Annotated in this window: 16 protein-coding genes and 1 riboswitch; of the genes, 8 read left to right on the plus strand and 8 right to left on the minus strand. The window is 67.3% G+C overall.

The features are described from left to right. Positions 1 to 78: 78 nt before the first annotated feature. A complete protein-coding gene (locus QO033_RS00475) occupies positions 79 to 684 on the plus strand; it encodes a LuxR C-terminal-related transcriptional regulator (RefSeq protein ID WP_284478948.1) in 606 nt (201 codons plus the stop codon). Position 685: 1 nt separating this feature from the next. Continuing rightward, positions 686 to 1,162 (plus strand): GNAT family N-acetyltransferase, encoded by a 477-nt coding sequence (locus QO033_RS00480; protein ID WP_284478949.1) that lies wholly within the window; start codon positions 686 to 688, stop codon positions 1,160 to 1,162. Here QO033_RS00480 and QO033_RS00485 read toward each other — a convergent pair. Beyond that, positions 1,146 to 1,895, minus strand: a complete 750-nt coding sequence (locus QO033_RS00485) for an FG-GAP repeat domain-containing protein (RefSeq protein WP_284478950.1) — start codon at positions 1,893 to 1,895, stop codon at positions 1,146 to 1,148. The genes QO033_RS00480 and QO033_RS00485 overlap by 17 nt on opposite strands. Next, complete coding sequence (locus QO033_RS00490; RefSeq protein ID WP_284478951.1) at positions 1,895 to 2,218, minus strand: 2Fe-2S iron-sulfur cluster-binding protein; 324 nt, start codon at positions 2,216 to 2,218, stop codon at positions 1,895 to 1,897. Before QO033_RS00490 ends, QO033_RS00485 begins: the two co-directional genes overlap by 1 nt. A 214-nt stretch (positions 2,219 to 2,432) precedes the next feature. On the opposite strand from QO033_RS00490, the gene QO033_RS00495 reads away from it, so the two are divergent. Further along, positions 2,433 to 2,954, plus strand: coding sequence for a peptidoglycan-binding domain-containing protein (locus QO033_RS00495; protein ID WP_284478952.1), 522 nt, complete (start codon positions 2,433 to 2,435; stop codon positions 2,952 to 2,954). A 97-nt stretch (positions 2,955 to 3,051) separates the two neighbouring features. Here the strand turns inward: QO033_RS00495 and QO033_RS00500 are convergent, their stop codons facing one another. Continuing rightward, positions 3,052 to 3,753, minus strand: coding sequence for a glutathione S-transferase N-terminal domain-containing protein (locus tag QO033_RS00500; RefSeq protein ID WP_284478953.1), 702 nt, complete (start codon positions 3,751 to 3,753; stop codon positions 3,052 to 3,054). Between the two features lie 21 nt (positions 3,754 to 3,774). After that, entirely contained in the window at positions 3,775 to 4,710 is a 936-nt protein-coding gene (locus QO033_RS00505) for an esterase/lipase family protein (protein ID WP_284478954.1), read from the minus strand. Between the two features lie 140 nt (positions 4,711 to 4,850). Continuing rightward, positions 4,851 to 4,928, plus strand: a riboswitch (SAM riboswitch). Between the two features lie 67 nt (positions 4,929 to 4,995). Between QO033_RS00505 and metZ the strand changes: the two genes are divergently transcribed. The 5 genes from metZ (at position 4,996) to QO033_RS00530 (ending at position 10,248) form a co-directional block, all read left to right on the plus strand. After that, the gene (gene metZ / locus QO033_RS00510; protein WP_284478955.1) at positions 4,996 to 6,183 is read left to right on the plus strand and encodes an O-succinylhomoserine sulfhydrylase; all 1,188 of its coding nucleotides are present in this window, start codon (positions 4,996 to 4,998) and stop codon (positions 6,181 to 6,183) included. A gap of 128 nt (positions 6,184 to 6,311) precedes the next feature. Then, positions 6,312 to 7,415: a GTP cyclohydrolase FolE2 gene (gene folE2, locus QO033_RS00515; protein WP_284478956.1), complete on the plus strand. Its 1,104-nt coding sequence runs from the start codon at positions 6,312 to 6,314 to the stop codon at positions 7,413 to 7,415. 150 nt (positions 7,416 to 7,565) lie between these two features. Next, the gene (locus QO033_RS00520; RefSeq protein ID WP_284478957.1) at positions 7,566 to 7,979 is read left to right on the plus strand and encodes a hypothetical protein; all 414 of its coding nucleotides are present in this window, start codon (positions 7,566 to 7,568) and stop codon (positions 7,977 to 7,979) included. Beyond that, positions 7,976 to 8,704 carry a hypothetical protein gene (locus QO033_RS00525; protein ID WP_284478958.1) on the plus strand — a complete coding sequence of 243 codons (729 nt, stop codon included), beginning with the start codon at positions 7,976 to 7,978 and terminating at the stop codon, positions 8,702 to 8,704. Before QO033_RS00520 ends, QO033_RS00525 begins: the two co-directional genes overlap by 4 nt. Before the next feature lie 95 nt (positions 8,705 to 8,799). After that, positions 8,800 to 10,248 carry a TrkH family potassium uptake protein gene (locus QO033_RS00530; RefSeq protein WP_284478959.1) on the plus strand — a complete coding sequence of 483 codons (1,449 nt, stop codon included), beginning with the start codon at positions 8,800 to 8,802 and terminating at the stop codon, positions 10,246 to 10,248. A 138-nt stretch (positions 10,249 to 10,386) separates the two neighbouring features. Here QO033_RS00530 and gatB read toward each other — a convergent pair whose 3' ends face one another. The 4 genes from gatB to QO033_RS00550 form a co-directional block, all read right to left on the minus strand. Further along, a complete protein-coding gene (gene gatB / locus QO033_RS00535) occupies positions 10,387 to 11,898 on the minus strand; it encodes an Asp-tRNA(Asn)/Glu-tRNA(Gln) amidotransferase subunit GatB (RefSeq protein WP_284478960.1) in 1,512 nt (503 codons plus the stop codon). A gap of 75 nt (positions 11,899 to 11,973) precedes the next feature. After that, complete coding sequence (locus QO033_RS00540) at positions 11,974 to 13,266, minus strand: hypothetical protein (protein ID WP_284478961.1); 1,293 nt, start codon at positions 13,264 to 13,266, stop codon at positions 11,974 to 11,976. Positions 13,267 to 13,496: 230 nt separating this feature from the next. Next, positions 13,497 to 13,940, minus strand: coding sequence for a hypothetical protein (locus QO033_RS00545; RefSeq protein ID WP_284478962.1), 444 nt, complete (start codon positions 13,938 to 13,940; stop codon positions 13,497 to 13,499). Then, a complete protein-coding gene (locus tag QO033_RS00550; protein WP_284478963.1) occupies positions 13,921 to 14,664 on the minus strand; it encodes an SDR family oxidoreductase in 744 nt (247 codons plus the stop codon). Before QO033_RS00550 ends, QO033_RS00545 begins: the two co-directional genes overlap by 20 nt.

The raw sequence follows: 14,664 nt of genomic DNA on the forward strand, positions 1-14,664 counted from the left end.
CCGGCCAGCGGGCGGGTGGCGTGGCGATTGCATGCGCAGCGGCACCCGGGTAGCGTGAGGGGGCAAGAGGGAGCGCAGATGACCGCGTTGACCGAAGAGGTTCTGGACAGGCTCTTTGCCGGCCGCGAGCTGGCCGAACTGGCCTTTACCCATGCGCCGGTGGGCCTGGTGGTGACCGAGAGCCGGGTGATCCGCGACTGCAACCATGCCTTCGCCGCGATGTTCGGCTATTCCCGGGCGGCGCTGCGCGACAGCACCTTTGCGATTCTCTATCCGAGCCAGGAGGAATTCGCCAATATCCGCAATCGCGGGGTGCGCGATCTGCAGGAGCGCGGCCAGTACTGGGACGAGCGGGTGATGATGCGCAAGGGCGGAGAGCTGTTCTGGTGCAGGGTGCGGGGCCATACCTTCACCCCCGACGCGCCGCTGACCCGCGCGGTCTGGAGCTTTGCCGATCTGTCCGACACCCGCCCCTATCAGCCGCTGACCCGGCGCGAGCGCGAGGTGTTTTCGCTGCTGGGCGAGGGCAAGACCAGCAAGGAGATCGCCCGGACGCTGGAGCTGAGCTATCGCACGGTGGAGGTGCATCGGGCACGGTTGCTGAAGAAATTCGGGGTCAGCAATACCGCCGGCCTGTTCCAGTCGCTGGGCGATATCGGTGGCGATCACGTGGTGAGCGGCTGAGATGCAGGCGCCGGAGCGGCTCGGGCCGGATGCGCCGCAGCTGGCCGAGGTGCTGGCGCTGATCCGCGACAGTTTCGCCTACATGGAGGGGCGGATCGATCCGCCGAGCTCGATGCACCGGCTGACGCTGCAGGGGCTGCGCGAACAGGCGCAGACGGCGGAGATCTGGGGGCTGGGCCGGCCGGTGCGGGCCTGCGTGGTACTGACGCCGAAGCCCGAGTGTCTCTATCTCGGCAAGCTTGCGGTGGCGGCCGCTGCGCGCAGGCAGGGGCTGGCGCGGCAGCTGGTCGATCTTGCCGTAGCGCGGGCGCGGGTGCTCGGCCTGCCGGCGGTGGAGTTGCAGGTGCGGGTGGAGCTCAGGGAAAACCAGGCCGCGTTCTCGCGTCTCGGGTTCGTCGAAACCGGCCGGACCGCACATCCGGGCTATGATCGCCCGACCTCCGTCACCCTGCGCCGTCCGGTCACTCCGCGCAGCTGAGCGCTGCGGCGAAGCCCGCGGCAGAGGTGTCCGGGCCGATCACCCGGCTGTCGATCGTGCCGCCGCGCAGGCGGCTGGCGATCAGATGCTGCCAGTCGGCATCGGCGGTGACGATCTCCGGCCCGGCGCCGCAATCGCGCAGGCCACCGGCGATGTCCTTGTCGCCGAAGCGGTGGTTGGTCAGGCCCGGAGCGGTGGCGATCTGGGTCAGGGTGGCGTCTGCGTACCGCCAGATCCGCAGGGTGCGTGCCAGATGCGGGCGGTCGATATAGGCCAGCTCGAACCGCCCGTCGCCATCCAGATCGGCCGCGCCCAGGGGCGCCAGCCAGCGGTTCGCCTGGCCGATGTGCGGGGTGGCGGCCAGACGGGTCAGCCGGCCGTCGCGCTGCCCCCAGATCGCCAGCCGGGCACCCAGGCGGCGATGGCTCTCGACTGTGAGCAGCTCGGGCCTTCCATCGGCGTCGAGATCAACGCGCCGTGGCTGCACATCCTCGAAGACGAGTGCGCGGGGCAGGTCGTGGCGCAACCTTCGTTCCATGCCGTCGCAGAGGGCCAGGGTGACCTCCAGCGCGCCCCATTCCCAAGGATCGCCAAGCGCGCCATGCGGATAGCGATCGGTCGGCGCCAGATAGCGCGCCGCGACGATGGAGGCATCGCAGGCGCTGGCCGGGCCGGCGATCAGCCCTGCCAGCCCCAGAAGGGCCGCGGCGCCGAGACGCGCGGCCCGTCGCATCAGATCTGCTTTTCGGGCATTTCGACGACCAGCCCTTCCAGCTCGGGCGTCACCTTGATCTGGCAGGTCAGCCGCGAGCGCTCGGCATCGGGCGCGAAGGCGAAATCCAGCATGTCCTCTTCCATGTCTTCCTTCGGCGGCAGCTTGGCGACCCAGTCGGGGTGGACATACACGTGGCAGGTCGAACAGGCGCAGGCGCCGCCGCAATCGGCCTCGATGCCGGGAATGTTGTTGTCGCGGGCGCCTTCCATCACGGTGAGACCGACGGGAACGTCGACCACATGTTCGGTCCCGTTATGCTCGATATAGGTGATCTTTGGCATCGTGGCAGTTCCTTCTCGCTGATCCTCCGGAGCCGGGCTCGCGGTGTTCAGAGCTGTCCTTAGACAAGCCATGGCGTCGTTTCCAGTCCCATTCGGGTCGCAGGGACGGTTCCTGCCGCCGGGGCCGGCGATCTGGCGCAGAAGGGCGCTTTGCCAGGCAAATCTTATCGTCTAGGGTGAGCGCAAAGCGACACCCTGCCGCGAAGGCCCGAGCATGACGTCATTCCGCATCGTTCTGAGCGCGCTGGCCCTGGCCGGGCTGGCCGCCTGCGAGACCCCGGGCGCCGGCGCCCCCGCCGTCAGCCGCCAGAGCCAGGCAGAGGCGCCGCCGGGGGCTGCGCCTGGCACCTGCTGGGGCCGCCATGTCTCGCCTGCGGTGATCGAGACCGTCACCGAACAGGTGGTGGCGCGGCCGGAGAAACGCGATGCCGAGGGCACTCTGATCCGGCCGGCGCTCTACCGCACCGAAACCGTGCAGAAGATCGTCCGCGAACGGGTGGAGACCTGGTTCGAGCGGCCCTGCGACGCGGTGATGACCGCCGAGTTCACCGCCAGCCTGCAGCGGGCACTGGCGGCGCGCGATCTCTATAGCGGGCCGGTCACCGGGCGGATGGATCGCGCCACCCGCACGGCGGTTCATCGCTATCAGGCCGAACGCGGGCTCGACAGCGCCATCCTGTCGCTGGAGACGGCGCGCCGGCTTGGGTTGGTGGCGGTGGCCCGGCAGGCGCCGTAAGGGGCCACGGGTTCGGCCTGTCTCGCCTGCGGCGGGTCTTTTCCCGGCTGAAAATATCCCCGCCGGAGGGCTCCCGCAGCCGACGCGGCGCCGCGCGTCAGCGTTTGAAGAGCAGCGACTGAGCCGCCTTGTTGTCCTGGATGTTGCCGCGTTTCTCAGCCGCCAGGGCGCGGCCGCGCTGCACCGCAGGGCGGGCACCGACGGTTTCGATCCAGCGGGCGAAATGCGGCTTGTCGTCGATCCGCTGCTCCTGCCGTTTCCACAGATGCGCCCAGGGCCAGATCGCCATATCGGCGATGGAATAGAAATCGCCGGCGACAAAGGCGCTCTCGGCCAGGCGTCGGTCCAGTACGCCATAGAGCCGGGCGACCTCGGCGCGGTAGCGGTCCTTGGCATAGGGCAGATCCTGCGGCGGATCCATCGCCGGGGCATATTGCAGGAAATGATGCGCCTGTCCGGCCATCGGCCCGACCCCGCCCATCTGCCACATCAGCCATTGATCGACGGCGATCCGGTCCCGCTCCGTGCTGCCGTAGAAGCATCCGGTCTTGCGGGCGAGATATTGCAGGATGGCGCCGGATTCGAAGATCGCCACCGGCGCCCCGTCCGGGCCCTCCGGATCGACGATCGCCGGCATCCGTTTGTTCGGTGCGATCTTCAGGAAATCCGGGTCGAACTGGGCGCCGGCGGTGATATCCACCAGATGCAGATCATAGGGCAGGCCCATCTCCTCCAACGCGATGGAGATTTTCCAGCCGTTGGGGGTGGGCCAGTAGTACAGGTCGATCGCTGCGGTCATCTCATCCTCCCTTTCGGGGGATCATGACGCTTTCTGAACGAAGGGCAAGGCCAGCGGCAGCTGCGGCGGTGCCACCAGCCGCGACCAGCGCCGGGCCGGCTGCTCCGGCATGCCGCGCTGCAGGGTGCTCAGCGGCAGGCTGGCGGGGCGGCGCATCAGCTCCTTGTAGAACTGCAGCGCGCCGGGGCGGGTGTAGCTCGACCAGTGGCAGATGCGGCGCGCCGGATCGGCGATGGCGGCGCCCAGCCTGTCGAGATGCGCCAGGGTTCCGGCGCAATCGAGCTGCAGCGTCAGCGCATTCGGCGCCGCGATCCCGTGGCCGATGGCGCGGTCGCCGGGCGCGGGGGCCGCGATCAGCCGTTCGAACAGGAAATCGAAGGGATCGTTTTCGCGGCTGGTGACGTTGAAGAACTCTGCAGCGCGGCCGGCCTCGGTGGCCAGCGCCTGTTCGGCGCGGCTGCGGAAGGCCGCTCCGCTGAGCGAGATCAGCCGCCCTACGGCACCCCGGGGCAGGTGGTGCAGCGCCTCCAGCGCCACTTCGGTGCCGAGCGAGTGGGCGATGACATGCACCGGCCGGTCGGGGCGCTGCGCCCGCAGTTGCGCGATGACACGGGCCAGCGCCTGCCCGGCCTCGACCGCGCGGGCCTGCGCCCGCCACAGCGCGCCGCGCGCCTGCCAGCCGAAGGCCACCGCAATGCCTTCGTCGCGGTGGCCGGTGCCGAAGCCCAGCTGGCGCGGCCAGGAGGGCGAGCGCCAGGGCAGATCGTCGGGATGCAGCGCCAGGATATGGCGATGCGGGCAATGGCGGGGATGGCCGGGCAGATATTTGAAGCCGTGGATCATCACCATCGCGGGTCCGTCGCCGCGATCGGCGCGGGCCAGCGCGCGCGCCACCGGCAGCGGGCTGTTGTGCAGCACCGGATCGTTCCCGACTGCGTTGATCCTGACGAGTGCCATGGCCCAGATCCCATGCCTGATACGGTCCCTGACGCTATGGACCGGGGCTGTGACGGCGGCGTGACGGTTGGATTACAGCTTCGTGAAGGGCGGCCGCCGGGGCTTGACTGGACGGTCAACGCGGCGTAAGGCCTGCGTCACATCATCACCGTGGCGATTTGTTACCGGATTGCGGGCCACGTTAAACAATGCCGCTAAAAGGTCAGGATGAAAGACCCCTTTCGCTTGGCCGCGATCGGGGTTTTTTTGTGCCCTTCAGGAACGGACGGGCGGGAGATAGGGAACATGAGCGAGAGCTGGAAATCACGCACGGCGGCGGTCCATGGCGGCATCCGTCGCAGCCAGTATGGCGAAATGAGCGAAGCGATCTTTCTGACGCAGGGCTTTGTCTATGAGACGGCAGAGGCGGCAGAGGCGCGGTTTATCGAATTGGGCGAGGATGAATTCATCTATGCCCGGTATGGCAACCCGACCGTGCGGATGTTCGAAGAGCGCATCGCCGGGCTCGAGGGGGCGGAAGACGCATTCGCCACCGCATCGGGCATGGCGGCGGTCTCGGGCGCGCTGACGGCGCTGTTGAAGGCCGGCGATCATGTGGTCTCCGCCCGGGCGCTGTTCGGCTCCTGTCTTTACATCCTCGAAGAGGTCCTGGGCCGCTACGGGGTCGAGGTGACCTTTGTCGACGGCACCGATCTGGATCAGTGGCGGGCCGCCATCCGCCCCGACACCAGGCTGGTGTTCTTCGAATCCGTGTCGAACCCGACGCTGGAGGTCACCGACCTGCGGGCGGTGGCCGACCTGGCCCATGCCGCCGGCGCGCTGGTGGTGGTCGACAACGTCTTTGCCACGCCGGTGTTTTCCGACGCCATCGGGCAGGGCGCCGATCTGGTGGTCTATTCGGCCACCAAGCATATCGACGGGCAGGGCCGCACGCTGGGCGGGGTGATCCTGGGCAGCAAGGAGCTGATCCGCAAGCGCATCGAACCCTATATGAAACACACCGGTGCGGCGATGAGCCCGTTCACCGCCTGGGTGTTGCTGAAGGGGCTGGAGACGCTGGATCTGCGGGTGCGGGCGCAGGCGGCCAATGCGGCTGCCGTGGCCGGGGCGGTCGAAGGCCATCCGGCGCTGGCCCGGGTGCTCTATCCCGGGCTCGACAGCCATCCGCAGCACGATCTGGCGATGGCGCAGATGGGCGGCTCTGGCGGCACCATGGTGGCGATCGATCTGAAGGGCGGCCAGGAGGCGGCGTTCCGGTTCCTGAACGCGCTGAAGATCGCGCTGATCTCCAACAACCTGGGCGACGCCAAAACCATCGTCACCCATCCCGCCACCACCACCCATCAGCGGTTGAGCGACGAGCAGAAGGCGACGCTGGGCATCACCCCGGGGCTGGTGCGGGTATCGCTGGGGATCGAGGACGGCGAGGATCTGGTTGCCGACCTGCTGCAGGCGCTGGACGCGGCGGTTTGACCCGGCGGGCCGGAAAAGATATCCGGCACCTGTAACTTTGATGCGCGGGCGGATAGAATTTGAAATCCCCGCCCGCGTGCTTAGGATTGACGGGCAGATCATGACGATCGGCAGCAAAGGGACCGGCGATGAATTTACATATGTCCAAGCTGGATCACGCCCCTGACCGCGATGAGGCCAGCGCCGCGCTGGAGGTTCTGCGCGCCTGGGCGAAGACGGCGACCCCGACCGAGGTCGCCCAGCTCGATCCGGCCATCGCGCGCCTGCTCCCCGATCACGCGCTGTCAAATTATCCCGATTTGTCGCGGGTTTACCCTGAGAACTTCACGGTGGATGAGGCCTATAAGGCGTCGCTGCCCGATCTGCAGAACGGGCCGTCCAGCCTGATCCGCGGGGCCAAACAGCAGATTCAGCATGTCGGGATCTCCAACTTCCGCCTGCCGATCCGGTTTCATACCCGCGACGACGGTGATCTGACGCTGGAGACCAGCGTGACCGGCACCGTCAGCCTAGAGGCCGACAAGAAGGGCATCAACATGTCCCGGATCATGCGGTCGTTCTATGCCCATGCGGAGCGGACCTTCAGCTTCGAGGTGATGGAAGCCGCGCTGGATGACTACAAGGCCGATCTGGAGAGCTTCGACGCCCGCATCCAGATGCGCTTTTCCTTCCCGGCGCGGGTCGCCAGCCTGCGGTCCGGCCTGTCTGGATATCAGTATTACGACATCGCGCTGGAACTGGTGGAGACGGCCGGGGTGCGCAAGAAGATCATGCACCTCGATTACGTCTACTCCTCGACCTGCCCCTGCTCGCTGGAACTGAGCGAACACGCCCGGTCGCAGCGTGGCCAGCTGGCAACCCCGCATTCGCAGCGATCGGTGGCGCGGATTTCGGTGGCGCAGGACTGCGAGTCCGATTGCCTGTGGTTCGAGGATCTGATCGAGGCCTGCCGCCGCGCCGTACCGACCGAGACCCAGGTGATGGTCAAGCGCGAGGACGAACAGGCCTTTGCCGAGCTGAACGCCGCCAACCCGATCTTTGTCGAGGATGCGGTGCGGCTGTTCTGTGCCGAATTGCAGGCCGATCAGCGGATCGGCGATTTCCGCGTGGTCGCCAGCCATCAGGAAAGCCTGCACAGTCACGATGCGGTCAGCATGCTGATAGAGGGTGAGACTTTCGCCGCCGAAAGCCTTGATCCGCAACTGTTTTCCACTCTGATCCATCGCGGCTGACGGGCTGCCGCCGTTGCGATGCATCGGCGGGAAACCGGTCATTTGCCGCAGTGCAGCATTTTTTGCTGCGCCTGCTTGGGAAATCGGCTAGACTCGGATGAACCACGCCTGCGCCTCCTCCCGCGGGCTAGGAACCGGAGCCGAGCCACGATGCAATCTGCCATCGACTGTGCCAGTGACATGACCCGCCTGTGGTGGCGCGTCGCGGTCCTGGTCGAAGATGCGAACTACGTCGTCGCCATGCGGTTGATGGGATTCTCCGGAATCTGGTCTGTGCCACAGGGCGAATCCCATGATATGATTCAAGAGAAAGTGCCTGCCTTTACCGAAGGGATTGTCGCCGGCACGCTGACAGCCTGGGCCGGCCGCTGGCCGGACCAGGTGATGCTTGCCGCGGTGGAGCCGATTTCGGCGCGCGCGCGGGCCAATCGAAGCCGGCTGGCGCGGCTGGGGCCGCGGCTGCTGGCGCTTGAGGTTCTCGATATCTTCGAGACCTTCGAAGTGACATCTGAATCCGACCCTTGGAACGACCTGCAATCCCAGAACGGAGCGACAGTATCATGACCCCGAAACCCATTCCGCTTCAGGTCCACGCCGCCGCCTGCCGGATGGCGGGCCTGGCGATCAGCAACCAGATGCGCCTGATGCAGACCATGACCCGGTCGGCGCTGCAGATCCCGGCGCTGCAGGCGCGGGTGTTCGAAGCGGCGACGGCGCTGGCGCCGGAGATCCCCAGCGCGGTCTTCCCGGGCAGCCTGCCGGTGCAGAGCTGGTTCAAGCCGATGGCTCCGAAAGCCGCCGCCGCGCCCGTAACGACCGCGGCGCCGATGCCGGCTGAGAAACCGGCCCCGACGCCTGCTGCCGCTCCGGCGCCGAAGCCCGCAGCGGCTCCGGCCGCGAAACCCACTGCCACAGCGGCGCCGACGCCGGTGGCTGAGAAACCCGCAGCGCCGAAGCCCGCCGCACCGAAACCGGCTGCCGCCAAGCCCGCGACCGCGGCCAAGGCGGCGACGGCCACGACGCCCAAGGCAGAGGCGGCCACGGCCAAACCTGCCGCCGCCAAGCCCGTGGCCCCCAAGACACCGGCCCCCAAGACACCGGCACGCAAGCCGGCCGCGCGGCGCAGTGCCGCGGCGAAACCGGCGGCTGCCAAACCGGCCGCCCCGAAACCGGCCGCCGCGACCCCGGCGCCCACGCCGCAGGCGGCGGCGACCACGGCGAAACCTGCGCCGCGTCGTCGCACCCGCACGCCGGCCAAACCGCCGGAACTGCCCGAGTCCAAGGACTGACATGCTGCGGCCCTGAGGCCCCGGTTTGCTGACGCGGATCATTGTGGTCCGCGTCACGCTTGACAGCCCGCAGCGGCCACGCCAAGCCTGCGCGCATGTTCGATCTGCGCCCCGTGGGATATGTGATCGGCCTGTTGGTGACCATTCTGGGCGCCACCATGAGCCTGCCGATGATCGCCGACCTGGTCGAGGGGCGGGGCGAATGGCATGTCTTTCTGCAAAGTGCGCTTCTGACCATGCTGACCGGCGGCCTGGTGGCGCTGAGCTGTTCCAACGGTGTGCGCGAGGGGCTGACGATCCAGCAGACCTTCCTGCTCGCCACCGGCGTCTGGGTGGCGCTGCCGTTGTTCGGCGCCATCCCCTTCATGCTGGGCGAGACCGAGCTGCGCTTCGTTGACGCCTTTTTCGAGGCGATGTCGGGGATGACCACCACCGGCTCCACCGTGATCACCGGGCTGGAGACCCTGCCCAAGGGCATCCTGCTGTGGCGCGGTATCCTGCAATGGCTGGGCGGGGTCGGCATCATCGTGGTGGCGATGGTCTTCCTGCCCGAGCTGCGGGTCGGCGGCATGCAGATCTTCCGCTCCGAGGCCTTCGACACGATGGGGAAGATCCTGCCGCGCGCCACCGCCATCGCCGGCCAGATCTCGACCATCTACATCGGGCTGACAGTGGCCTGCATGCTGGCCTATCTCGGGCTGGGGATGTCGTTCTTCGATGCGCTGGTGCATGCGCTGACCACCTGTTCCACCGGTGGTTTCGCCAATTACGACAGTTCCTTCGCGCAATTCTCCGGGCCGGCGGAATATGTCGCCTCGCTGTTCATGATCCTCGCCGCCTTGCCCTTCGTGCGCTATGTGCAGCTGCTGAACGGCGATGCGAAACCGCTGTTCCGCGACAGCCAGGTGGCGACCTTTCTGGCGATTATCGCGGTGCTCGTGGGGGTGACGACGCTGGTGCTGACCTCGATCTTTCCGCACCATTGGGAGCAGGCCTTTCGCGAGGCCCTGTTCAACATCACCTCGATCATCTCCGGCACCGGCTATGCCAGCGTCGATTACATGGCCTGGGGCAGCTTCCTGATCATGCTGTTCTTCTTCATCGGTCTGATCGGCGGCTGCGCGGGCTCCACCGCGTGTTCGGTGAAGATCTTCCGCTATCAGCTGCTGTTCTCCTCCATCGTGGTGCAGATCCGCCGCATCCGCAGCCCGCACGGTATCTTCACGCCGCGGTTCGAGGGGCGCCCCGTCGGTCCCGATGTGCTGAGCTCAGTGATCTCCTTCTTCATGTTCTTCGTGGTCTCGCTGGGGATGCTGTCCTGGGGGCTGTCGATGACCGGGCTCGACATGACCACATCGGTCTCGGGGGCGGCCACGGCGCTCGCCAACATCGGCCCGGGGCTGGGCGATCAGATCGGGCCCGCGGGGAATTTCGCCGGTCTCAACGATGCCGCCAAATGGATGCTGGCGGTGGGGATGCTGGTGGGGCGGCTGGAGCTGATGGTGGTCTATACCATCCTGACGCTGCGGTTCTGGCAGTCCTGAGCCGGCCGGGCGCCTGCATCCCGCGAACAGGTCTCTCGTGCGACCTGACCATCCCGCCGCCGGGGCGTAACGGAAAAAGCCCCGGCACGGTGGCCGGGGCTTCGCGGGTCTTCACTGTCCAGAGTGAAAGGGGGCCGTTTACAGCCCCAGTTTTGCGCTCACCAGATCGTTGACCGCTTTCGGGTTGGCCTTGCCGCCGGTGGCCTTCATCACCTGGCCGACGAACCAGCCGGCCAGCTTCGGATTGGCCTTGGCCTTTTCCACCTGCGCCGGGTTGGCGGCGATCACCTCATCCACCGCGGCCTCGATGGCGCCGGTGTCGGTGACTTGCTTCATGCCGCGTGCCTCGACGATCTCGGCCGGGTCGCCACCTTCGGTGTAGACGATCTCGAACAGATCCTTGGCGATCTTGCCGGAGATGTCGCCCTTGGCGATCAGGTCGACGATGCCACCCAGCTGCGCCGGGCTGACCGGGCTGGTGGTGATATCGTGATCGTCCTTCTTCAGCCTGCCGAACAGCTCGTTGATCACCCAGTTGGCGGCGGTCTTGCCGTCGCGCCCCTCGGCCACCGCCTCGAAATACGTGGCCGATTCCACATCGGCGGTCAGCACGCTGGCATCGTAATCGGTCAGGCCGAAGGCCGACATGAACCGTGCCTTCTTCTCGTCCGGCAGCTCGGGCAGCGTCGCCTTGATGTCGTCGACCCAGGCCTGTTCGATTTCCAGCGGCAGCAGGTCGGGATCGGGGAAGTAGCGGTAATCATGCGCCTCTTCCTTCGACCGCATCGACCGGGTCTCGTTCTTGTCCGGATCGTAGAGACGGGTTTCCTGATCGACCTTGCCGCCCTCTTCGAGGATCTTGATCTGGCGCCGCGCCTCGTATTCGATCGCCGCCTGGATGAACCGCATGGAGTTCATGTTCTTGATCTCGCAGCGGGTGCCGAGGTGGCTGAAATCCTGGGTTTCCTGATAGCGTTCGTAATCGCCCGGTCGGCAGACCGAGACGTTGACGTCGGCGCGCAGGTTGCCGTTCTGCATGTTGCCGTCGCAGGTGCCCAGATAGCGCAGGATCTGGCGCAGCTTGCCGACATAGGCCGCCGCTTCCTCGGGGCCGCGGATGTCGGGGCGGCTGACGATTTCCATCAGCGCCACACCGGTGCGGTTCAGGTCGACGAAGGACATATTCGGATCCATGTCGTGGATCGACTTGCCGGCGTCCTGCTCCAGGTGGATGCGTTCGATCCGCACCTTTCGGGCGATGCCTGCGCCCATGTCGACGATCACCTCGCCCTCACCGACGATGGGGTGATAGAGCTGGCTGATCTGATAGCCCTGCGGCAGGTCGGGGTAGAAGTAGTTCTTGCGGTCGAAGGCGCTCATCAGGTTGATCTCGGCCTTCAGCCCCAGCCCGGTGCGCACCGCCTGTTCGACGCAGAATTCGTTGATCACCGGCAGCATGCCGGGCATCGCCGCGTCGACGAAGGCGACGTTCGAGTTCGGCTCGGCGCCGAATTCGGTCGAGGCGCCGGAGAAGAGTTTCGATTTGGAGCTGACCTGGGCGTGGATTTCCATCCCGATCACCAGTTCCCAATCGTATTTCGCCCCGGCGATCACCTTGGGTTTGGGCGCCTCGAAAGTCAGATCCAGCATGTGCCTCGTCTCCGCAGAATACCGGTCTGCGTTCTAGGGCAGAGCGCCGGGCGGAGCAAGGGCAGAGGCGGGGTTTCAGTGGGTGCCAGCCACCACGGGGCCATCGGGGGTGAAGGTGATGCGCAGCCCCTGGTCCAGATCGTCGCGGAATTGCTCGGCAATCGCGCGCAACCCGTCGGCGCGGCCGCGCGCGGCAAAGCGGCGGGCGGAGCGGACATAGGCGGCATTGTCGAAGCCTTCGGCGGCATGGGCCCAGATCAGCGGGTGAAGCTCGGTCAGGTGATCGCGGATCAGCCAGCCGGCGCTGGCGGCGATGCGGCGCTGCGGCTCCCGGGCGGTTTCCTCTGCCGGCAGGTCGCGCAGGCTGAGCGCGCAATAGGCGGTCAGCAGGTTGACCATCGGCTGATCCGGCCGGGTGGCGAGGATATCGCGCAGGCCCTCTGTAAAGAAGTCCACATCCACATGGGCCATGGCGCCGGGATCCCGGGCGATGGCGTCGAACAGCACCCAAGTGTAGCCGCCGGCGCCCCAGATGTCGGCGGTGCGGGCGGCGGTGCGCCGGGCCTCGACCTCCAGCGTGGCATGGCTGCCGCCGCGTCGCGGCAGCAGATGCAGCCCGAGGCTGCGCATCAGCCGCAGATTGCGCGGGTCGAGGTCGATCACCGCGGCATAGGCATCGGCGATCTGCGACACCTCGCCATGGCGGTCGGCCAGCAGGGTGCATTGCGCCGCACCGAGTGCCGGGCTCGACAGGGCGGCGGCGTCGAAAGGGGCCAGAAGATGCGCGGCGCGGTCCAGATGGGCGGCGCAGCGGTGGCGGTTCAGCTTCGGCAGGGTCTGCGGATCGGCGGTGCCGCGCCAGGCCCAGGCAATGTCCATATGCGCCTGCGCCAGCACCAGATTGATATAGGGATCGTGGCGATGCTCTTGCCGCATCGCCTCCAGCCCCATGATGCCGTCCAGCAGGCTGCGGTTGGAGCGGCTGCGGCCCTTGCCGTCGGCCAGCGCCTCCTCGACGGCGAGCACGACATCGGACCGGGCGCCGAAGGACAGGTGATCGGCCAGCGGCGTGCAGCCTGGGGTCAGGCTGCGCGCCAGATCGGCGGCGTGCAGCTCCTGCGACAGCTCCTCCCAGCGGTCCTGACGGGCGAGGAACAGGCCGCGGTCGCGGGCGGCCCGGGCGGCGCGATCCTCGGCGCTCTGCTCGCGGACGGGGATGTCCAGCAGCTCCTCCGGCACCTCCCGGGGCACGGTGGCGCCGCCTTCGGTGCCGGCGCTCAGGCCAAGGCGGGTCAGCGCCACGCTCAGCAGTTTCGGGGCGCGCAGTCTGGGAGCCAGAGCGGGCAGGGAACGGGGGGTCTTCGGCATCTTCTATCCCGGGCAGCAATTCAGCGGAACGAGGCCGACTGTGGGGGCGCATTGGGGCGCAATCATGGCGTCCGTTGGGTGTTTGCCGCCACCTTTTGAGGTATTTGGGCGGCATTGTTTACGCCGCTGCGCCGGTTCCCCGCATTCATTGGGGATCGCCGGGTGATTGTTTACTGTTTCCGGGGGCTTGAGCGTGAAATCGCCGAGGACGTACACTCCCGGAGAGTTGCTCAGAAGGTGGTGAAGTGGTGCCGCTCCACCCGCAGGCCAAGGGCGGTCAGCGCCGCCTCCAGTTGACGGTGCGGTGGCAGCGCGTCATGCGGAAGCTGCAGGCGCCGGCCCGTGCGCAGCATCAGCCGCACCCGGACCGAGAAATCCCAGCGCGTATCCATGCGGATGTGGTCGATTTCGGTCAGCGCCACCTGGCCCCGATGGCGGCCGGAATGCCAGCGGATCGTCTCCGCGGTGATGTCGATGCCGCTTTCGGGGTTGCGGATCAGATCGGTCAGCGCGGGCAGGGTGGGCAGGGCGAGGAGCCCGACCACCCACCAGGCGGCGTCGAGTCGCAGGACAATCGCCAGCAGCCCGGCCCAGATCGCCACCAGCAGCGCCGCCAGCCGCAGCGACCGGGCACGGCGGTGGAAATGAAACGGCTCAGCGTCCACCGGAGACATCTAGCGTCGTTCCGGTGATATAGGAGGCCCGGTCCGACAGCAGATAGAGGATCGCCTCCGCCACTTCCTCGGCCGAGCCGGTGCGCGCCATCGGCACCCCGCCGCTCAGCCGTTCGGGGCGGGTGGGATCGCCGGCCTTGGCGTGGATCCCGGTGTCGATCAGCCCGGGGCGCACCGCGTTGACACGGATATCGTCGCCCGCCACCTCTTCGGCCAACCCCTTGGTGAAGATGTCGATGGCGGCCTTGGAGGCGGCGTAATCGACAAAGGTATTTGCCGATCCCAGCCGCGCCGCGACCGAGGAGACATTGACGATCACCCCGCCGTCGCCCTGCGCCTGCATTCTCAGCACCGCCTGTTTCGCCACCAGGAAGGGCGCGATCACGTTGATGTCGAAGGTACGGCGCAGCCGGGCGTGATCCATCTCCACCACCTGGGCGATGGGCTCGTTGATGCCGGCATTGTTCACCAGCGCGTCGAGCTGGCCGAGGTCGCGGTCGATGCGCTGGAACATCGCCTCGATCGCCTCGGGGGCGGCCAGATCTGCCTGCAGGATCAGCACGCGCGCCCCGGCGGCGCGGGCCTCGGCGGCCACCGCCTCGACCCCCTCGCGGTCGGAGCGGTAGTTCAGCGCCAGATCATAGCCGCGCGCGGCCGCCATCCGGGCGGTGGCGGCACCGATCCCGGTGCTGGCGCCGGTGATCAGAAGATGCGGTCGCGACAT

The sequence above is a fragment of the Pseudodonghicola flavimaris genome (assembly GCF_030164425.1).
Lineage (GTDB): Bacteria > Pseudomonadota > Alphaproteobacteria > Rhodobacterales > Rhodobacteraceae > Pseudodonghicola > Pseudodonghicola flavimaris.